Annotated in this window: 18 protein-coding genes and 1 pseudogene; 10 read left to right on the forward strand and 9 right to left on the reverse strand. The window is 50.4% G+C overall.

Translation table 11 applies throughout. From position 1 onward, the window contains the following. Nucleotides 1-3: 3 nt before the first annotated feature. On the reverse strand, nucleotides 4-2406 hold the full coding sequence (locus IE117_RS02415) for a TonB-dependent receptor (protein WP_189562749.1): 2403 nt from the start codon (nucleotides 2404-2406) through the stop codon (nucleotides 4-6). Nucleotides 2407-2612: 206 nt separating this feature from the next. Continuing rightward, entirely contained in the window at nucleotides 2613-2765 is a 153-nt protein-coding gene (locus IE117_RS02420; protein WP_189562750.1) for a hypothetical protein, read from the reverse strand. 303 nt (nucleotides 2766-3068) lie between these two features. Here IE117_RS02420 and IE117_RS02425 point away from each other — a divergent pair, with 303 nt between their 5' ends. The 5 genes and pseudogenes from IE117_RS02425 to IE117_RS02445 all read left to right on the forward strand — a co-directional run bounded on the left by IE117_RS02425 (nucleotide 3069) and on the right by IE117_RS02445 (nucleotide 9164). Continuing rightward, the gene (locus IE117_RS02425) at nucleotides 3069-5297 is read left to right on the forward strand and encodes a T9SS type A sorting domain-containing protein (protein WP_189562751.1); all 2229 of its coding nucleotides are present in this window, start codon (nucleotides 3069-3071) and stop codon (nucleotides 5295-5297) included. A 270-nt stretch (nucleotides 5298-5567) separates the two neighbouring features. Then, nucleotides 5568-7256 (forward strand): hypothetical protein, encoded by a 1689-nt coding sequence (locus IE117_RS02430; RefSeq protein WP_229580209.1) that lies wholly within the window; start codon nucleotides 5568-5570, stop codon nucleotides 7254-7256. A 45-nt stretch (nucleotides 7257-7301) separates the two neighbouring features. Then, a pseudogene (locus IE117_RS26500) lies at nucleotides 7302-7513 on the forward strand (DUF2200 family protein); the annotation flags it as partial. 81 nt (nucleotides 7514-7594) lie between these two features. Beyond that, nucleotides 7595-8731 carry an epoxide hydrolase family protein gene (locus IE117_RS02440; protein ID WP_189562752.1) on the forward strand — a complete coding sequence of 379 codons (1137 nt, stop codon included), beginning with the start codon at nucleotides 7595-7597 and terminating at the stop codon, nucleotides 8729-8731. A gap of 73 nt (nucleotides 8732-8804) precedes the next feature. Beyond that, a complete protein-coding gene (locus IE117_RS02445) occupies nucleotides 8805-9164 on the forward strand; it encodes a hypothetical protein (protein WP_189562753.1) in 360 nt (119 codons plus the stop codon). Between the two features lie 82 nt (nucleotides 9165-9246). On the opposite strand, the gene IE117_RS02450 is transcribed toward IE117_RS02445, so the two are convergent. The 3 genes from IE117_RS02450 to IE117_RS02460 all read right to left on the reverse strand — a co-directional run bounded on the left by IE117_RS02450 (nucleotide 9247) and on the right by IE117_RS02460 (nucleotide 12024). Next, nucleotides 9247-10245: a 2-hydroxyacid dehydrogenase gene (locus tag IE117_RS02450; protein ID WP_189562754.1), complete on the reverse strand. Its 999-nt coding sequence runs from the start codon at nucleotides 10243-10245 to the stop codon at nucleotides 9247-9249. A gap of 165 nt (nucleotides 10246-10410) precedes the next feature. Further along, on the reverse strand, nucleotides 10411-11112 hold the full coding sequence (locus IE117_RS02455) for a hypothetical protein (protein ID WP_189562755.1): 702 nt from the start codon (nucleotides 11110-11112) through the stop codon (nucleotides 10411-10413). A gap of 189 nt (nucleotides 11113-11301) precedes the next feature. Next, nucleotides 11302-12024 carry an SAM-dependent methyltransferase gene (locus IE117_RS02460; protein ID WP_189562756.1) on the reverse strand — a complete coding sequence of 241 codons (723 nt, stop codon included), beginning with the start codon at nucleotides 12022-12024 and terminating at the stop codon, nucleotides 11302-11304. A 54-nt stretch (nucleotides 12025-12078) separates the two neighbouring features. Between IE117_RS02460 and IE117_RS02465 the strand changes: the two genes are divergently transcribed. The 4 genes from IE117_RS02465 to IE117_RS02480 all read left to right on the forward strand — a co-directional run bounded on the left by IE117_RS02465 (nucleotide 12079) and on the right by IE117_RS02480 (nucleotide 15027). After that, nucleotides 12079-13545 carry a sulfatase gene (locus tag IE117_RS02465; protein ID WP_189562757.1) on the forward strand — a complete coding sequence of 489 codons (1467 nt, stop codon included), beginning with the start codon at nucleotides 12079-12081 and terminating at the stop codon, nucleotides 13543-13545. A gap of 145 nt (nucleotides 13546-13690) precedes the next feature. Then, nucleotides 13691-14119 carry a hypothetical protein gene (locus IE117_RS02470; RefSeq protein WP_189562758.1) on the forward strand — a complete coding sequence of 143 codons (429 nt, stop codon included), beginning with the start codon at nucleotides 13691-13693 and terminating at the stop codon, nucleotides 14117-14119. 25 nt (nucleotides 14120-14144) lie between these two features. Further along, the gene (locus IE117_RS02475) at nucleotides 14145-14576 is read left to right on the forward strand and encodes a hypothetical protein (RefSeq protein ID WP_189562759.1); all 432 of its coding nucleotides are present in this window, start codon (nucleotides 14145-14147) and stop codon (nucleotides 14574-14576) included. A gap of 19 nt (nucleotides 14577-14595) precedes the next feature. After that, complete coding sequence (locus IE117_RS02480; RefSeq protein WP_189562760.1) at nucleotides 14596-15027, forward strand: hypothetical protein; 432 nt, start codon at nucleotides 14596-14598, stop codon at nucleotides 15025-15027. 16 nt (nucleotides 15028-15043) lie between these two features. Here the strand turns inward: IE117_RS02480 and IE117_RS02485 are convergent, their stop codons facing one another. The 4 genes from IE117_RS02485 to IE117_RS02500 form a co-directional block, all read right to left on the reverse strand. Then, nucleotides 15044-15814 carry an alpha/beta fold hydrolase gene (locus tag IE117_RS02485; protein ID WP_189562761.1) on the reverse strand — a complete coding sequence of 257 codons (771 nt, stop codon included), beginning with the start codon at nucleotides 15812-15814 and terminating at the stop codon, nucleotides 15044-15046. A 40-nt stretch (nucleotides 15815-15854) separates the two neighbouring features. Further along, nucleotides 15855-16469 carry an acetyltransferase gene (locus tag IE117_RS02490; RefSeq protein WP_189562762.1) on the reverse strand — a complete coding sequence of 205 codons (615 nt, stop codon included), beginning with the start codon at nucleotides 16467-16469 and terminating at the stop codon, nucleotides 15855-15857. A gap of 119 nt (nucleotides 16470-16588) precedes the next feature. After that, complete coding sequence (locus tag IE117_RS02495) at nucleotides 16589-17200, reverse strand: sugar transferase (RefSeq protein WP_189562763.1); 612 nt, start codon at nucleotides 17198-17200, stop codon at nucleotides 16589-16591. Nucleotides 17201-17208: 8 nt separating this feature from the next. Next, nucleotides 17209-19620 (reverse strand): alpha-ketoacid dehydrogenase subunit alpha/beta, encoded by a 2412-nt coding sequence (locus tag IE117_RS02500; RefSeq protein ID WP_189562764.1) that lies wholly within the window; start codon nucleotides 19618-19620, stop codon nucleotides 17209-17211. Between the two features lie 219 nt (nucleotides 19621-19839). Here IE117_RS02500 and IE117_RS02505 point away from each other — a divergent pair, with 219 nt between their 5' ends. After that, nucleotides 19840-20244, forward strand: a complete 405-nt coding sequence (locus tag IE117_RS02505) for a DUF1573 domain-containing protein (RefSeq protein WP_189562765.1) — start codon at nucleotides 19840-19842, stop codon at nucleotides 20242-20244. Nucleotides 20245-20277: the final 33 nt, after the last annotated feature.

The following is a 20277-nucleotide window of genomic DNA, read 5'->3' on the forward strand; positions in this document are numbered from 1 at the left end:
AATCTACCGGGTACTGCGCTCAATGGTGTCAAAATCAGGCATACCCGATTTTTCTTCTTTTTTACGAATTCCGAAATTGTACCGGAGGCTGAGCCCTACCCGGCGGGTATCGTTGATCCGGGCGCCCCTGGCAGACACCGACCCCTGGTTGAGTGTAAAGCGGTACTGATTTGTAAAAAACAGGTCACTGACACTCAGGCTGGCCACTAGCTTTTTGTTCAGGAATTGTCGATTGACGTTTAGGTTCAGGTTCCCAAAATTGCTGAGCTCGTAGAATTGCAGCTGCCCTTTCATGCGGTAAAAGCCATTGAGGCTGACCGTGGACAAGGTACCGAGTTTGAGCTGATGGAAGGTGAAAAGCGACAAGCTTCCCCGTTGAAATTCCAGCGGACTGTTTTCGTATTCGCCCCGGTAATCGTTGTAGTTGTACTGCATGCCTACCACAAAAAAGTACTTCTTCCCCGGCGGGATAGCTCCCATCAACCGGAAGTACGTTTCCGAATTTTTCCCCAGGTTGTCATACGAGCGGTACGCAACGGTTGGATTTGCCGGGTCCTGATACAGTACGTTAGTGAAAATATCCTGGGTGTAGTTGCGGCCGATGGCGATAATGGGGCGCTCCTGCACACTGATGTTTACTTCAAAATTGGTCGTAAACTGGGGCTGCAGGGCGGGGTTTCCGGTTTCGTAGAGGTACTGATCCACGAAACGGGCAAACGGATTGAGGTATTCGTAGGTCGGGCGGGTGATCGAGCGGCGCATCACCAGATAACTCCGCAACTCGTAACCCGCAATGGCACCTACCTTGCGGCTCAGGTACAGATAAGGAAACAGATCCGTCCGATTAATCGCAAAGGAAGTATCCGCCGGGATCATCTGCCGGCCCTTCATGTTGGTGTTTTCGAGCCGGGCTCCTACCTTTAAAACAAACGACCCCAAAGAGCGGGAGCCTTGCAGGTAGGCCGCATTGATGTTGTCGCGATAGCGAAAGGTGGTACTGCGAAACGCATCGCGCTCCTGCTTGTCGCCCACTTGGATAAAGTAATTGGTACCACTGTTAAAATCCTGAAAGGTCGCTTTCAACCCGGTTTCCAGCGTGATCTGCATCGGAAGTTTGTAACGGGCATCTACCTGCCCCGCCCAGAAATACCGGCGATTGGTCCAGTCTCCGCCTCCTTCCAGCTCTGTTGCCTGCGGAAGACGGAAAGAGGTCTGGTACGCTTGGGTACCTTTATTCTCCGTGTAACCAAACGAGAAGTCAGTTGTAATTTCTGAGCCCGCTTCGTTGATTTTATACCTGGACGTCACGCCCTGGTTCATCGAAAAGGTATGGGTACCATTCTGCAGGTAGTTACTGTTCTCGCTGGACGGCGTCGTGGCGTTCATCCTAGTAATGGCACTTTCATTCACCGAATACGAACGATCGAGATTGTAGTTGATCCGGCTATCGTAGTTGACCTCCCATTTGGGGGTAAACTCATACCCGAACCCAAAACCCGCGTAGGCTACATCGGCAGGATGCGTCGTGAATGCCTTCTGTACCACCCGGCTGTTGTTTGCGAGCAGGCGTTCTGTTTCTACTTTTTCGTAGCTGTTGCGTTTGGAATAGTTCAGGTTGACATACGAATGACTCTTCCCGTTCTGGTTGTTGAGGTTTACTCCGAGTACTTGATTTCCGTAGCGGCCCTGATTCACCGAAGCATTCACAGAGCCCGTAAGCCCAATCTTGATCCCTTTTTTAAGTACAACATTGACAACCCCACCGCTGCCGCTGGCGTCGTACTTGGCCGATGGAGTCCTGAGAATCTCAATGTGTGCAATGGCGTCGGGGGGCAGGCTTTTGAGCATGGAAGCAATATCGGCCGTGCTCATGCGCTGCTCCCGGCCATTGATGTAAATGGTGGCTGGGGTAGTACTGCTCAGGTATACGTTGCCGTCCGGGTCTACAAACAAGCCCGGTGTTTTTTCAAGTACCTCCAGGGTACTGGTACTCGTGCTAATGAGCGGCTCAGGATCTACGATAACCTTATCGTCTTCCTGCCGCATCAGAGGCCGGCTGCCTACGATACGTACCTCGTCAAGAAGTTGATTGTCTTCGCTGAGTGTAAAGAAAAGTGCCTTATCCGATGCTGAAATAACCAACGACTTCCGAAGGGGTTTATAACCAATCGAAGAAGCCAACAACTCGTACGCATTGCCCGGGATCAGTTTAAAAGTCACAGCGCCCACCGTATCGGCAATCGCATACTGAACTACGGAGCTGTCCGGGACATTCATCACCCTGACATTGGCCGCAATCACCGGAGTCTCGGAGGGGTCATTCAGTCGGATCGTGACAGGTATTGATTGAGCATACCCACTACACGTGAGCAGAATAAAAAGCGCGGAAAGTACTATTTTTTGCATAAAGGCCACTGGCGGTAAAAAGGCCTGCAAAGTACCTGTGTGCCTTTCTAAAAAAAATACAAAAATTGATGAACGGTAAAATGAGAAGCAAGGAAGGTTGTGGCTCTTTAAAAGCAAATACTTTCTCGGATTTTCGCATGAGGTTTTGGCGTTGCTTCTATCCGATTGTCCCGATGCCACTCCGGTTTTAAATAATTGATTTTGAGCTAGTGGCGGATAGGTTCTGCTTTTTTCAGATCCCCGAAAGTACCTCCGGCGTCGGAGAAGCCAATCATATAGGAGGGATCGTTCTCATTTTTTTGGGTTGAGTTGCAGCCGGCCGCAAAAGCCAGTACGCAAAGTGGCAGGAGTATTCTCATTGTTATACCTAATGAGTAGTGGAAGTTGAGCGAAAAGAAGCTAAATAAGGGACATGTCGGGGTAGTACCCATTGAAAAGTTGTATCCGAAATGCCTTCCTGATTCCAATTTTCAGACTTTTGTCCCGAGAATGGAAATCCTATTTTTAGAAATAGGCGTTTTTAGGCTGGAAACGGCCTTTTTGACTTATGGCACACTATTGGGGATTGCTTAGGGGAATGGATGGCTGAACTATTCAGGAAGACACGGATTCAAACTACCAGACAAAGCTATCTAATAAGTATATCGCTAATAAATCATAACATGGTCACCCCCTCTATCAACCGCACTATCACCAGGAAAGGATTTCTTTTTCTGTCATTTTTTGCCTTTGCCAGCTCCACCACGCTTTTTGCTCAACAGGTCGACAATAAAAACTGCCCGGACTCCTTCAAGCGGAATAACGGGAACGGACAACAGGTTTCGGTCTTTGCCCCGAACATCGGCACAGGTAGCATATATTACCTGACGGCACTAAAAAACAATAATGAGGGGATGCTTACTTTGCAGTGGGGAGGGCCGATCGCCAATCCTCCGGTTATCACCAGAACGTGGACTACGGACAAAGGGGTAACTACCCAGAACTGGTCTTTCGGCGATAATTCCTTGGGCAGTCCTTTCAATCCTCCGGGCGTTCCCAGTGGGAATGAAGTGAAGTACAATTTTTACAACAACAACCTGCCCAACGCGGGTGTGATTACCCTGCAGCTCCAGGATCCGGTGACGAATTCGGCCTACGCCACCTGCTCTTACAGTCTGTCGGGCTCGTCAGGAAGCAGAGTGGACAGCCCGTTCGGGGGGGTAAGCTCGGGCAATACCGGTGGGTTGGAAAGCGAGAGCCTGGGTAGTGCCCTTGCTGAAAGAATGTATACCAATAGTGTACAAAGTGTCCCGACAAAAATAAACTACTCTGAAGCCCTTCCTGTAAGCGAATATAGCCGCCTGCGGAGTGACGATTTGGGAATCATAGGCTATATGCCTGACCGGAAGGCGCTGGGTACTGGCTTTACCGGGTACATCACTTCCCCCAATGACATATTGAACTTCACGAATGCCGTCGAGGTAATGTCGGTAGATTATGTGGAAGGCGGGATCAATAAAGCGGTTGCGTTTTGTACGAAAACACTGGGAGGGATTTATTCCCATACCAAACCCGTTTGCGACCGACTGAAAGGCTCAGAGCTGACTTCTATCGATACGCTGCAGTACGGGAGCTACAAGTTTTTGCTTTACAATCTGAAAGCCCAAACCGGTATCAACGAATACGCCATTAGTTTTTCGGCAGGATTCAATCAGCTGGATGCCCCATTCACTTTGCAGTCAGAGTGGCTCACGTCCTCCTATCAGGCTCAGCAGAGTATGTATAATTTCCAGCTGTGGAGTTCAGACCTGGGCTTGCTGAATAAAATGCTTGGAAATGTGCTGGACAAACTGACGGTTGATCGCCCGATTCAGCAGACTGGGAAGGTGAAAAAGCCAATGACCTTTATTACCAAAGCGGTCAGGAATCCCAAAAATCAGCTGATTCTGCAACTGAACATCAACAACGGAACCGCCGCTACGAATGGTGTGCTTGTGATTTCCGGCAAAGAAAACGAGCAATCCACTCGCACTGTAGTAAGAGAGTACCCGGTAACGCTGAATCCTTTCGGACCCACGACCGCCGACCTGCCTGTCAATGATATGGCCGAGTCGGAGGTGCACCTTATGATAAACGGGGTCAAGGAGGACGTTATTTACAACAGCGATGGGATCTGGAATATTTACAGTACGCCTACTTCGGTGGTTCAGGCATTTTCAATTTCAAACGATACGGCTGAGCCCCTGGCAACTGAATACCGTCTTTTCAGAAATGTGAAGCTGGAAGCGGTGACTTCCGACTACATAACGGTCTACCGCATGGTGAGGGGAGGAGGGGTGGCCGCCGACCTGTCTGCCTACAACTTCTTGAAGTTTTCGGCTTCGGGGAACAGCAAGGTGCGCATCAGGCTGGTGGGTGAATCCGTCACCAACTACGACGATCAGTATGAGTATCTGCTTTCGCTGCAAAGTAAAAATTCTGAGTACGCCATTCCGTTCCGTGACTTCAAGTCTGCCGCGTCTTCGGCTGCTCCCACACTAAACGATCTGGTCACGATCTCGTTTACCTACGAGGTTTCATCTCCCGGATCAAAGCTGCAAACCGAATTGAGCAATGTGCGTTTTGCCGAGCATTCTGCATCGCCCGAGTTAGCGGTATCCCAGGTTATTGCTTACCCAAATCCGACCAGTGCACGGCTGAATCTTGAATTTGAGTCCAGCGCAAATGAGGACATGAGGCTGGAACTGGTCAATGCCGCCACCGGCGCCATAGTGATGACGCAGAATATTCAAATAGCCACCGGCAAGAACCAGTATACCACAAACCTCAGCCCTTCCCATTCTCCCGGAATTTATATTGTTCGTTTGCAGTCTGATCGCCAGCGGTTTGTTTCAAAAATTATGATTAATTGAGAGGTAGGAAAATGGATAAGTTGGAATGGAATGTTTGATTGAACATTCCATTTTTGTTGTTGGAGGCAGGAAACCGGCTTTTCCTTTATTCTTAATCGATTTACAAAACGCACTACGGATTGGCGGTCGATAATTCCCATTTCCCTCAGTCTTACGAAGGTGCCCGGTGCATTGAAACAGTACCAAAGGATGTGGAATTCGATAGATTTCGTACGGGTCATTCTTTACAGTAATGTATTAAGTACATGCTACCAGTAAAGAATCAATCTCATGACCACTCCGCTCGGATTTACAAACACAACAAGACTGCCATTTCTATTAAAGTACCCCCTTTTGTGGTGCTGCCTGCTGGCCATCGCCACCCTTGCCCAGGGGCAGACCGCAAGCCAGGTAGTCTTCACCTCCCAAAACCAGAAGACTCAGGCAAGCACCGGCAAGAACGGGGAACTACAGGTGAATGTTTCCCCAAAGGATGCACAGGCATTCAAAACTCGTGGATGGGTAAAGTATAGTGACTTTGGCGCTCTCGGTGACGGCAAGACTGACGACATGAATGCGATTGCCGCCGCCCATGCCTTCGCCAATCAGCAGAAACTGCCGGTAAAAGCGGACGAGGGAGCTACCTACTACATCAGTGGGAAGGAGCGCACCGCCGTGATCCGAACCGATACCGATTTTGGGAAGGCCGCCTTCATTATCGACGATGTGGATGTAGAGAACCGCAATGCCTCCGTTTTTGAGGTCAGTTCGAGCCTGAAATCCTTTCCGTTGAAAGGGGTGACGTCGCTGAAGCGGAACCAGAAAAAAATCGACGCCACATTGCCCGGCCCCTGTCTGATCACGGTCACTAACTCCAACGTAAAGCACTACATAAGGTACGGCTTGAATCAGAACAATGGAGTGTCGCAGACGGATATCTTCATGGTGGATAAAAACGGAAAGGTGGATATGGACGCGCCGATCATCTGGGACTTCGACCAGATTACGGAGATTAGTGCACTTCCCATCGACGAAAAGCCCCTCAAAATCACCGGAGGGCGCTTTACCACAATCGCTAACCAGGCTGAATCGAAGTACACTTATTACCAACGGAACATACAGATCAGACGCTCCAATGTGCTGGTGGACGGACTCGAACACCACATCACGGGTGAAGGCGACCACGGTGCGCCCTACGGGGGCTTTTTCAGTATCCGGGACTGCGCCTATGTGACCGTCAGGAACACCATCCTGACCGGCCACAAAACCTACAGTACCATCGGCGCGGCTGGAAAGCCCGTCTCCATGGGCAGCTACGACATTTCCCCCAACCGCGCTGTCAACGTATCCTTCATTAACTGCAGCCAGACCAACGATATAAACGACCGAACCTATTGGGGGATTCTGGGCTCTAATTTCTGTAAGAATATGCTGTACGACTCGTGTGTTTTTTCCCGGTTCGACGCCCACATGGGCGTAGCCAATGCCACCATCCGCAACTCGACCCTGGGGCATATGGGCATCAACGCCATCGGCAGCGGCACTTTTCTGGTGGAAAACAGCACGATCCGAGGGGGTACCCTCATCAATCTGCGCTCCGACTATGGAAGTACCTGGCAGGGGGAGTTCGTGATCCGCAACTGCACTTTCGTACCCTCGGGCGGCCGGCCTGTCACCGCGTCTCTGATTGGCGGGTCATACTCCGGTCAGCATGATTTCGGCTATACGGCCTATATGCCCGAACGGATCACGATTGAAAATCTGAAAATCGATGATTCCAACCATCCGGAGAATTATCAAGGACCGGCTATTTTTGCCAATTTCAACCCCCAGATGAAGGATGAGTCCTACAAGGAGCAGTTTCCTTATGTCATCACCAAAGAAGTCGTGCTCAAAAATGTGACTACCGCCAGCGGCAAGCCCCTGCGCATTAGTGATAATTCGTTTATGTTCAGGGATGTGAAGGTGGTAACCAAATAACGTGGGGTCAGGAAAAGAGTCCATGAAATTCTGGGAAACCAGGGAGATGAAGAAAAATTAAAAAAACTCATGAAAGAAAAAGCGACATTTGAAAAGTTCTTTCAGAATGGTACTCTGAATCCCAATTCTCAATTAATTACGGGTATAATCTGTGGCTATCGGGTGGAAAAATCTAAAATCCGTTGACTCAGCAGGTCAGGTACTTGGATAAATTGGCCAAGGGACGTAAAATGGAGAAGATTTTGCGAGCTTCGTAAGCCAGTAAATGAAAGATGGAACTTTCGTTAAATTAAGCGCCAAGCTATTTCGATAATGTCTATTTCAATGAAAAAAGCGGAATGATCCAGCCATTTGTAGCGAATATACCACAATCAATTCTGGATGATTTAAAGTTGAGAATCAGGTCTACCCGCTGGCCTGATGAGATAACTGATTCGGGATGGACCTATGGGGCTAATCTTTCGTACATGAAAGAGTTGGCTGAATATTGGTCAAACACATTCGACTGGCGGAAAATCGAAGAGGAAATAAATTCTTTCCCCAACTTCATTGCAGAAATCGATGGTTATAAAGTCCATTTCCTGCACATAAAGGGGAAAGGGAAAAAGTCTATACCCCTCATTATTACTCATGGATGGCCGGGTTCATTTGTAGAAATGATGAAACTTATCCCTCTGCTTACTGATGATGAAAGCCTTTCTTTTGATCTAGTCATTCCATCCGTGATTGGATTTGGTTTTTCTGATAAACCTACAAAACCGGGATGTAATAGCGAATTCGTTGCCGAGTTGTGGTTCAAATTGATGAATAATCTAGGTTACGAAAAATTTGGGGCACAAGGAGGAGATATTGGATCAGGGATCAGTACTTGGTTGGCATTAAATTATCCTGAGAATGTGATAGGCTTACATTTGAACTATGTTGCCGGTTCTTACAAACCATTTATACCGCAAAATGAGCAACTTTCGGGGGATGTTCATGAATTTCAGAAATACGCCAGTGAGTGGTCGGTAAAAGAGGGCGCTTATGCCCATCAACAAAGCTCAAAACCAATTACGTTAGCTTATGGGTTGAATGACTCGCCTGTTGGCTTATGTGCATGGATAATAGAAAAATTTAATGGATGGAGCGATAATAAGGGCAATATTGAAAATGCATTTTCCAAAGATGAGCTACTGGCGAACGTTACGCTATATTGGGTAACCCAAACTATCCATTCGTCTATCCGTATTTATAATGAAAACAGCAAACACCCATTGCAATTCGGCCAGAATGATTTTGTGAAAATTCCGGTTGCCTTTGCCAAATTTCCGAAGGAATTACCTACTCCACCTCGTGCTTACATTGAAAAAGGGTTCAATATTCAACGGTGGACTGAAATGCCCAATGGAGGGCATTTTGCTGCCATGGAACAGCCAGAATTACTGGCAAAAGATATAATTGATTTTTTTCTCAATGCTAAAAGCTCTTTGTAAAGCAATCGATTCCAACCCGGGAGATATATTGGAGATAGGGTTATAAATTAATCCTCTGAAGATTAATAAAAAAATGAAAGCCCTCTTTATAGCTATGGGATTCCTATTGGCTGTTTTTGAGCCAACTAGCTACAACACTAATCCAGGAAAAACGAAACAGGAAAAAATAGCCTATGTAATGGAACGGGCTTTTGAAGACCAGGATTTTATTGGGAATGTACTGGTGGCTGACAGAGGTTTAATTAAACTGGAGACAAGAACTGGGGAATTCTTTGACATACAGAAGGCAGATATCGGGAAAATAACCATTCATCAGCTTTTGACTCATTCTTCGGGTATAAATGAGGTTATCAGTAAAGAAAAAGACTTTGACCTAAACACATCATTGAACAAAGCTGCTCTCAAATTTAGAAGGGCATTGCAAGAATCTTGAAAGGCGCTCCATAGAAAAACAAATGCCGCTTGGTACTGGGATAGTTTTGATAGAGCAAACCCTTACTTATCAAGATCGTGATTCATCCACGCACTACTGTATTGGCGTCGGTAAATTCTCCGCGCTCGTAGTCTGTCAGATTTTGCAAGGTAATCCGGGCAATTTCGGTTAAAGCTTCCTCGGTGAAGAATCCCTGGTGAGAGGTAATAAGTACATTAGGAAAACTGATGAGTCGCATCAGCGTATCGTCGGTAATGATTTCTTCGGATAGATCCTGGAAAAAGAAGTCGGTTTCCTGCTCGTACACGTCAATGCCCAAGTACCCGACCTTCCGTTTTTTCAGCGCGTTTAGAATTGCTTTCGTATCGATCAATGCGCCCCGGCTGGTGTTGATAAGCATCACACCGTCCTTCATCTGCCGAAGGCTACTGGCATTGATTAGGTGGTGATTTTCGGGGGTAAGCGGACAATGCAGCGACACCACATCCGATTCGCGGAAAAGCTCTTCGATCGATACATAGGTTACGCCCTGTTGCTGGAGCGTTTCGTTGGGGTAGGGGTCGTAGGCCAGCACCCGGCAGCCAAAGCCCTGCATGATGGTGCTGAATACCTGACCGATTTTCCCCGTCCCGATCACGCCCACCGTTTTTTTGTATAAGTCAAAACCTTCGAGCCGATCCAGCGCGAAGTTTCCCTCCCGCACCCGGTTGTAGGCTTTGTGGATTTTGCGATTGAGCGTCAGGATCAAAGCCACGGCGTGTTCGGCCACCGCGTGGGGCGAATAAGCCGGTACCCGCACGACGCTCAGGCCCAACTCCTGCGCAGCGTCGGTGTCCACGTGGTTGTAGCCCGCACTTCGTAAGGAAATCAATTTTACGCCGAGTTCTGCCAGTCGTTTCAGTACTTCCCGATCCAGCTGGTCGTTCACGAAAGCGCAAACGGCTTGGTGTCCCCGTGCTAATTCGGCCGAACGCTGGTCCAGTCGGTTTTCAAAGTATGATATCTCCTGATTATATTCTGCCGCGTAGCGGTCAAAGTAGGTCCGATCGTAAGGCTTGAAGCTGAAAAGGGCAGTCTTCATGGTAGTTGAGGTAATTGGGTTTAAGTAATCGCCGGGGGCAATGGAATCAAGGTCGCAAGGTACCTCAGCTTTTACAATTACCATCTTTTGCGCAAAACGTTCCTTCCATTATCAATTACCGGGGGCCGAGGCACCTCGGCCCCCGGTAAAATGGTTGAATCATACTTATTCGCGGATCATGACTTTAATCCGGTCGTAATACAGAACAGTCAGGCCCTCAAAGCCAGAATCGGTACCGACGCACAGCCAGATTTCGCCATTTGCATTCGGCTTTACTGCGACCGGCGCTTCGGTGTTGGATCGCTGCACTACTTTGTAGGCCGTGCTGTCCAGGCCATTGCTTACGTTACCAAGTACTGACATTTCGGTCCCTCCGGTGGCCTGTTGACCTTTGTCAATCGTCACTTCGTAGAATCCGTCCACCAGTTTTGTGACTGGCTCGTTGGGCGAAGCACCTGCTTTCAGGTACACCGACTCCGCGGGTGAGCCGCCGATACCCACGCTGCCTTTGGCGTAGTTAGTGCCCAGGTCGATCTCATACGTGACCTTGTAGGTTCGGTTCGGATCCAGGCCCGAAACCTTTTTCTTCAGGTACATAAAGACATCATCGCTGCGATTATGACTCTGCACTCTGATCGCCTTTTTCGTGGTATCCAGCGGAGCAGGCAACGCCGCCAGCCGCGAATTGAATTCAAAAATCGTGGAATCCTGTTCTTCACCGTACTCCGCAAAACCCACTGCCCAGCCGTCGTTGTTTTGCTCAAAATTGGAGTCCACTGACTTCATATTCGTCAGATCCTTATCCTGATCACAGGACCACACACTCATTCCCAACAGGGCACTCATCATCCACACATTCTTCTTCATGCTAATTGTTTTTTAAATTTTATAAAAAATGGTAATCGCCTTCATAGAGATGGATAGAGCATGATCCGTTGGAAATGAAATCTGTCTTTTTTTTAAAAAATGACATGGAAACTGAAAATCAGGAAGGTATAAAGCAAAAAAAATCCTGCCGTTAGCAGGATTGAGGAGGTGAAGTAAAAAAAGTAAAGGTCAGCCCAGCAGAAAGATGGTAGGTTGCTTATGCAGGTCGACCTTCTGGTTCTTCCACGCCTGCACCGTTTGCGTTTTTATATATTCGTCGGGAGCCGTCAGGTTGCTAGCTACACAAAGCAGCGTATTGGGTTGACAGGCAGCCAGAATGGTTTCCAGCATGTGGTTATTGCGAAAAGGCGTTTCCATGAAAATCTGGGTCTGGCGGTGCTGTTTTCCCTCTTTTTCCAGAGAAATCAAAGCCTTGCGCCTATCGGCTTTGTCGATGGGTAGATACCCGTGAAAGGCAAACGACTGACCGCTCAACCCCGAGGCCATCAGGGCCAGCAGAATGGAGGACGGCCCCACCAGCGGGACTACCTTCATGCCCAGCTCATGCGCCAGCCGCACGGCCACCGCGCCGGGATCGGCTACGCCCGGACACCCCGCTTCCGAAAGTACCCCTATGTCTTGCCCGGCGGGCAGGGCGCGGAGTTGAGCCAGTGTGTCGGCTTCGGGCGTCTTCTTGTTTAATTCATAAAAAGTCAGGTCCTGAATCACCCGGCCCAGCCGCAAACTACTCACAAAGCGCCGGGCGGTGCGGAGTTCTTCGGCGAAAAAGTAGTCGAGCCGGCCGATGACTTCCGTCACCTGGGGGCTGAGTACCTGCGCCGCCGTGCCTTCGGCCAGTACGGTGGGGAGGAGGAAAAGGGTGTTTGCTCCTTTTTGGGTTTGAATAGGCATCTTTGCAATTTAGCTTTTTACAAAAGAACCCTTTTTTTTATTTAATCCGAAAAAATGAAAAAGACCGTACAGCTACTCGGTTTAGCATTTGGGATAGGCTTGTCTTTCGCTCCGGCAGCTTTTGTCTGGAAGAAGCCCGAGACCAAACCAGTCGCCCCGTCTCAGGCATCACCGCCCAATATCCTCCTTATTTTCGTGGATGACCTGGGCTGGGCCGATCTGAGCAGCTACGGCAGCGAGTACTACGAGACGCCGAACATCGACGCCCTGGCCGCCGGCGGAGTGAAATTCACCGATGCCTACGCGGCGGCGGCCATTTGCTCGCCTTCGCGCTCCGCGCTGATGTCGGGAAAGTACCCTTCCCGCACGGGCATTACCGACTGGATTCGGGCCAGCTTTCAGAACGCCGAGGCGCGGTACGACGGCAAAAGCAAACAGGAGTACGAGCGCGATTTAAAGCAGAAACTGATCGTGCCGCCCATTCCGTTCGAACTACCCCTCTCCGAAAAAACTACCGCCGAGTACCTCAAAGAGCAAGGGTACTTTACGGCTTTCATCGGCAAATGGCACCTGGGCCTGGAAACGCACTACCCCGACAAGCAGGGCTTCGATGTCAATATCGGTGGCTGCGACTTTGGCCAGCCGCCTTCCTACTTTGACCCCTACGAAAATGCCCGAACAAAGGGTATCCCGACCCTGCCCGCCCGGAAAGAAGGAGAGTACCTTACCGACCGCGAAGGGGATGAAGTCATTAACCTCATCCGCAAGAACAAAGGAGGGTCCTTCTTCATCAACTACGCACCTTACGCGGTGCATACGCCGCTGGGCGGCAAGCCGGAATTGATCGAGAAGTACAAAGCCAAGTCGCCCGCCAAAGGCCAGGGCAATCCCGTGTATGCCGCCATGATCGAAAGTCTGGATCAGAACGTGGGCCGTATCCTGGCGGAACTGAAAGCACAGAACTTACTGGAAAATACGCTGGTGATTTTTACGTCGGACAACGGGGGCCTGGAAGGAAACCCGAATAATCCGATCACCAACAACCCGCCTTTCCGCAGCGGCAAGGGCTTTCCGTACGAAGGCGGTATTCGGGTGCCGTTCATCGTGAGTTGGCCGGGGCAGATTGCGCCGCGCGTGTCGGGTAGCCCGGCGATTACGATGGATATTTTCAATACCATTCTGGAAACCGCCGGAACGCGACCCGATCGGGCTATTCCCAACGACGGCGTGAGTCTGCTCGCTCACCTGCGAACCGGCAAACCGCTGCCGACGCGGGATCTCTTCTGGCATTTTCCCCACTACCGCTACGAGGAAGTGACGCCCTACAACATCGTTCGCAGCGGTTACTGGAAACTCATCCACAACTACGAGGACGATTCCGACGAACTGTACAACCTCAAAGACGACATCGACGAAACCCGCAACGTGGCTTCGCGACTACCCAAAAAACGGCAGGAATTGCGGGGCAAACTGGACGGGTTCTTGGAGCGAACGGGGGCGAAAGTACCCGTGCCGCGTTGAGCGCTGAGGAAAAGACGGGCGGGCCGTTGGTGCGCCAGCCCGGCCTTACCACATCTGGCGTTTGATTTTGGAAAAACTTCGGCTTTCTTTCCAACCATTTTGGCTTGACTTTGCTCTTGACAAAGAGAAACAAATTGGAATCGGAATGAAAAAGCAAATCCACTTATGGTTAATTGTGTTGGCCCTGGGTTGTCAAAACCGGGAGAAATTTCCTTCGGGTGTTGATCCGCTACTGGTTGGAAAGTGGGAGCAAACCGCGTATGAAGAAGTGTTGAGTAACGGCACTAAGGAGTGGAAAACGCTTGATTCGCTAACCGGAAAGCCCAGTTTCATCGTTCGCTCAGATGGCGCCCTTTTGAGTGGGGACGGGAAAGAGTATTGCTGTATCTCTTTTGAGAAATACGTAGTCAATGGTGAGGTATACTTTCCAAAAATCAAAGAACCAGTCCCAGAGAATGAAGAATGTTTACGGACGTTTTGTGGAATTTGCTCAGAACACAAATTCCAGATAGAAGGGGACGAGATGGTCTGGACATACTGCGGAAGTCGCTCGCGTTATCGGCGATTGCCTTGACCTATATTTATGTAGTACTTGAAGCATGAAGAAGCTACTCTATCTTTCATTACTGATATTGGCCCTGGGCTGTCAAAACCGGGATAAATTTCCTTCTAACATCAATCCCTTGCTAACAGGTAAGTGGGAGATGACGGCGTACTACGCAACGCTAAGCGGGAATGATAGAGAATGGAAGACGATCGATTCGTTAACTGGGCAGCCTACGCTCATTATTCGTTCGGATGGTGCATTTTTGTTTGGAAATGGAAAAGGAATGTGCTGTGGGCCTGGAGGGAAAGTTACCATCAATGGTGAAGCAATGTTTTTAAATCCGACGATGCCAATTACCTACGATGAAATATGCCAGTTAATCGACTGCATTATTTGCAACGATAACGTGTTCGAGGTGGATGAGGAAAAACTCGTTTGGATGAGGTGCGGCACAATACGGTCTCAATATCGACGATTACCTTAAACTACCAATTTTAATATAAATGAATATTTTAAAGCAAAAAGTCTGTCTTCTGATACTTCTTGGAATGCTGGGTTGCCAGCGGGATAAAGATGTCACCCCCAAAGCCATCCGGCTATTGGAAGGAAAATGGGAACAGACCGGACACCAAACTACCCAAGATGGTAAGGAGGTGTGGGTAGCCGATACTACCAATGGAAAAGTCTCCCTAACCTTCCGCGCCGATGGCGTGCCGCTCGACGAGAACGGCGAGGGATTATGCTGTTCACCCCAGAATTTTTTATTGAATGGCAAACTTTATCCTATCGAGCCAAAGTCCCCGGTTAAGCCAGCCGATTACTGTGCATTGGTCAATTGTGCTTCCTGCGGAACGGTCGAATTACAGGCAACCGAGAATACTTTACTTTGGATTAGTTGCGGTGGATATAAAATTACCTACCGTAAGCTGCCGTAAAGGGCACTACTAGCTTTTATTTCGCCAGAAACTCTTCCAAAACCTCTACAAACTGATTGGGCCGTTCGGCGTGCACCCAATGCCCCGACTTCGGAATCGTCGCCAACTCCGCATTGGGGAACATTTCCTGAATTTCTTTCCAATCTTCATCTTTGATGTACCACGAGAGCGCACCCCGCATAAAGAGCGTAGGTTCGGGGATGGTACGTAATTTCGGAATTTCGTCTCCAACGTTTCCTTGAAGTTCAGTCAGGATAGGTAGGTTAAAGCGAAAACCGTAGTTTCCCTCATCCGTCCGGTAAAGGTTTTTTAGCAAAAATTGCCGCACGGCCATATTCGGTTCGTGGGCACTAAATAGCTCGTTGGCATGCTGGCGGCTTTCGATTTCGGCCAGGGGCAGTGCATTCAGTCCGGCCAGCAACTCATCATGGTGGGACGGGTAAGCCTTGGGGCCAATATCCACAATCACCAGTTTGTCGTAAGTACCGGGATACTGTTGCGCGTACTGCATCACCGTTTTGCCGCCCATCGAATGGCCGACCAGCACCGGGTTTTCCAGCGCGTGATCTTTGATGAATTCCGCCAGATCTGCCGCCATCGCTTCGTAGGTGAACTCGTCGGAATGCGGCGAGCGACCATGATTGCGCTGATCGACCAGATAAACAACGTAGCCCAAATCGGCAATGGATTTGCTGATCGTCGCCCAGTTGTCCAGTGAGCCAAACACGCCGTGCAGAATGACGAGCGGTTGACCTTCTTCGTTGATTTTCTTGTAGTTAAGTTTCAAAATTGGGTAGAATAAATAAAGAATTAGCTATAACCGTTTTTCATCGCGGTGAGCCCGCTTCGAAGTTGCCCACCACCCGCGCCGGATTTCCGCGTACAGTGGCTCCGTCAGGAATATGGGTCGTCACTACACTCCCGGCCGCGATCAGACAATTGGCACCGATAGTTAGATTCGGGGCTACCACGCAACCCGCACCAATCAGGGTACTTTCTCCCACCTGCACCGCACCGCAAAGTACCACACCCGGTGCAATATGAACAAAATCGCCCAAAAGGCAGTCGTGATCCACCGTGGCGGCGGTATTGACGATGACGTGGCGGCCAATCCGGGCGTCGGCTTGCACGATGACGCCGGGCATAATGACCGTACCTTCGCCGATGGTCGCCGTTTCGTCGATGAGCGCCGAGGGGTGGATGGCCCTGCCAAAGCGGTGGCGAATCTTTCCGGCAACTTTCCGGCGGATATCGTTGTAGCCGATGGAAATAATCAATGGCGCAGCGGTCTGAAAATCCGGATCATACTGACCGACTACGGCAATATCGCCCAGATTTTTCTTTCCCAAATCATCGTCAAAAATAGCCGTTACTTCCTGCCCCGTCGCCCGCAGAATGGAATTTATCACTTTGGCATGACCGCTGGCACCGTAGAGTAGCATGGTTTATTGTTGAATTGTGTAATTGTTGTAGGGGCGAACCTATGTGTTCGCCCTGCTTGCGCCCGCCATAGGGAGAACACATATTGTGCCCACCATCGGGCGAACACATAGGTTCGCCCCTACTTCGTGCCTCTGAATTTCTCCATCGTCACCGATGTACCCGACGAGATTCCCTCCCCCTTAAAAACCTTCACAATCGTCATCCCGATGATTTTTATATCCAGGGCCAGCGAGAGGTTTTCTACGTACCAGACATTGTGAGCGAATTTCTCTTCCCAACTCAGGGCATTGCGGCCATTGACCTGCGCCCAGCCCGTAATGCCGGGGCGGACGAGGTGACGCTTGCTTTGCTCCTCGCTGTACAGCGGCAGGTATTCTACCAGCAATGGGCGAGGGCCGATCAGGCTCATATCGCCTTTCAGGACATTCCAAAGCTGGGGTAGTTCGTCCAAAGATGTTTTTCTAATGATTTTTCCAAAGCCGGTCAGGCGCTCGGCGTCGGGTAGGAGTTGTCCCTTGTCGTCGCGGCGATCGTTCATGGTTTTGAATTTTAACAAAACAAAAACCTTGCCGCCTCGTCCCGGACGTTGTTGCCGAAAAAACGGGTTGTCCCGGTTCGCTATTGCTAAAAGCAGGGCGATGATCACCAGAAAGGGGGAAAGAATGACCAATCCCAAAAAGGATACCAATACGTCGAGCAATCGTTTTCCGAAGCGCGCGTAAAGAGTCACGGGGCAGACTATAGGTAGGCCGGAAAGCGCTGCGGTTCCGCTTCATGCAGCAGGCCGTAAGCGGCTTCGAAGACATTCTCGGCGTTGGGTTTGGAAAAATAGTCACCATCGGAGCTATAAGCCGCGCGGTGGGGCTGGGCGGCGATGGTCAGCGGGGCGGAGTCGAGCCAGCGGTAGGCGTTTTGTTTTTCCAGTACCTGCTGCATCATAAAAGCTGACGCCCCGCCGGGATAGTCCTCGTCGGCAAAAATCACCCGGTTAGTTTTCTGGATAGATTGCACGATCGAATTGTCCAGATCGAAAGGCAGCAGGGTCTGTACGTCGATCACTTCCACCTCAATGCCGACTTCAGACAGCTGAGCGGCGGCGTCCAGCACGATGCGACACATCGAGCCGTAAGTCACGATGGTGAGGTCGGTGCCTTCGCGGATGACCTCCGGCTGGCCGAGAGGTACATTGTAGTCACCGAGATTTTCAGGTAGTTTTTCTTTTAGGCGGTAAGCATTCAGAGGCTCCACGACCAGGGCGGGGTCATCGCCCTGCATCAGGGTGTTGTATAGCCCGGCGGCTTGGGTGAAATCGCGTGGCACCGCAATGTGCAATCCGCGCAAACTACCCAGCATGGCCCCCATTGGCGAGCCGCTGTGCCAGATACCTTCCAATCGGTGGCCGCGGGTGCGGATGATGAGCGGGGCTTTTTGCCCACCCGCCGTCCGGTAGCGCAGCGTGGCGAGGTCATCGGTAAGCGTGGCAAGGCAGTAAAAAACGTAATCGAAGTACTGGATTTCAACGATGGGCCGTAGTCCGCGCATAGCCAGGCCGATACCTTGTCCCATAATGGAAGTTTCCCGGATGCCCGTGTCGGTGATACGGATTTCGCCGTACTTTTCCTGTAAACCCGCCAGGCCTTGATTCACGTCGCCGATTTGCCCGACGTCTTCTCCCAATGCCAGCACGCGCGGGTCACGCTCGAACAAGATGTCGAAGTAGGAACGAATCACCTCGCGGCCATCTACCAGCGGGCTGTCGTCGGTGTAGGCAGGGGCCACGGAAGGCACCCGCAGCGGCGATTCGTCCGATTCGCTGTACAAATGCTCGTTATAGCGGGCCTCGTTCATTTTTTGCTCCGTCTGCAACCATTCTTTCAACAAGGGGCGGCTGGGAATGGATTCGTTGCGCAATGCCCGCAACGCTTTGCGCACTGCGCCCATGATGTCGCGGCGGATAGGATACTGCGCTTTGTGCAGAGCAGCAATGCTGTTCTTGAGTTCGTCGGTATGGTGGCTGCTTTCCTGGGTGGCCGTTTCGAGGAGTTGCTGAGCCGCCTTCAAATCCGTCTCAATAGATTTTCGGTAAGCCTTCCAGGCGAGATCGCGGGCACTGCGGGCCGTTTCTTTTGCCTCGGTTTCGATTTTTTCCAACTCCTCGACCGTGGCGTAGCCGTTTTCCAAAATCCACTCCCGGAAATGCACATTGCAATCGCGCTCGGCTTCCCAGGCCAGCCGCGCTTCGGGCTTATACCGCTCGTGCGAACCCGAAGTCGAATGCCCCTGCGGTTGGGTGAGCTCTTGGACATGTATCAATACAGGTACCTGCTCGTGGCGGCAGAGATCGGCGGCTTTCTGGTACGTTTCGACCAGGGCCGGGTAATCCCAGCCGTTCACGGTCATGATTTCCACGCCTTCCTCACGGGCATTGCGCTGCAGTCCGGCAAGGGCTTTGGAAATGCTGCTCTTGGTAGTTTGGTACTCAATGGGTACCGAAATTCCGTACCCGTCGTCCCAGACTGACATCAGCAGTGGTACCTGCAGCACCCCGGCGGCGTTCATGGTTTCCCAGAACATTCCCTGCGAAGTGGAGGCATCGCCGATGGTGGCAAACACGATCTCATTTCCCTGGTGGGAAAAAGTATCGAGGTATTGAATGTCCTTATTGTACCTGTATAGTTTGGAGGCGTAAGCCAGCCCCAAGGCGCGCGGGATTTGCCCGGCGGTGGGAGAAATGTCACAAACAGAATTGTAAAGCTTGGTTTGGTCCAGCCAATGACCTTCGGCATCGAGCCAGCGGGTGGCGTAGTGACCGTTCATGGAGCGCCCGCCCGTGTGCGGTTCGTGGTCCAGGTCGGGGTGGGCGTACAGCTGGGCGAAAAACTGCTGCCAGCTGAGATTGCCCAGGGCGGCCTCGATGGTTTGATCGCGGTAGTAGCCCGAACGAAAATCCCCACGCTTGAAAACGCCCGCCAGGGCCAGTTGCGCTACTTCCTTGCCATCGCCGAAAATACCGAACTTCGCCCGGCCTCCCATCGCATCCTTGCGGCCCAAAAGACTCACTGCCCGGCTTTCGCAGGCCAAACGGTAGTCGGCCAACACTTTCTCGACAGTGAAGAGACTATTTTCCGGCAGGGTTTCGTTTAGGAGCATAGGAATTTCAAAAGGAGCGGTGCGAAGATTGTGGGGTTAAGATACGTTTTTTAACGATTTGGGTCAAAATTAAAATAAAAAATATCCTTTTAAAAAAACGATTTCCTGTGTTACTTTGTTGGAAAAGTCCCGTCGGAGGAATTATTTGGCAAAGCTTTTGCTTCTGAATCCGTAACTTACGTAACAACCAATTCTCAATAATTAAAATTTTCAAGCAACATGAAAAAGTTTTTTTCAGTAGTCGTAGTCTTGTTGACCGTCACTTCCATGAGCTACGCTCAGAAGGGCGTCATGAAGTTCAAGGAAGAAACCCATAACTTCGGCAAAGTAGAGCAAGGCAAGCCTGTTACGCAGGAATTCGTGTTCACGAACACGGGTACTGAGCCGATCGTCATCTCTAATGTAAGTGCGTCTTGTGGCTGCACTACTCCTAGCTGGACCAAAGATCCTGTTCTGCCCAAGCAGACCGGCAGCATCAAGGCTACCTACAACGCTGCCGCGATGGGTACTTTCAATAAATCCATCACGGTATTCAGCAATGCCGAATCGCCCAGCCTGACGCTCTTTCTGAAAGGCGAGGTTGTGGAGAAAGGAGCAGCATCCAAGCCTTCTTCGGAAAAATAAAAATAAGTGTTTTTGATAGAAAGGGCGGTTCTC

The organism is Persicitalea jodogahamensis (assembly GCF_014651615.1).
GTDB lineage: Bacteria > Bacteroidota > Bacteroidia > Cytophagales > Spirosomataceae > Persicitalea > Persicitalea jodogahamensis.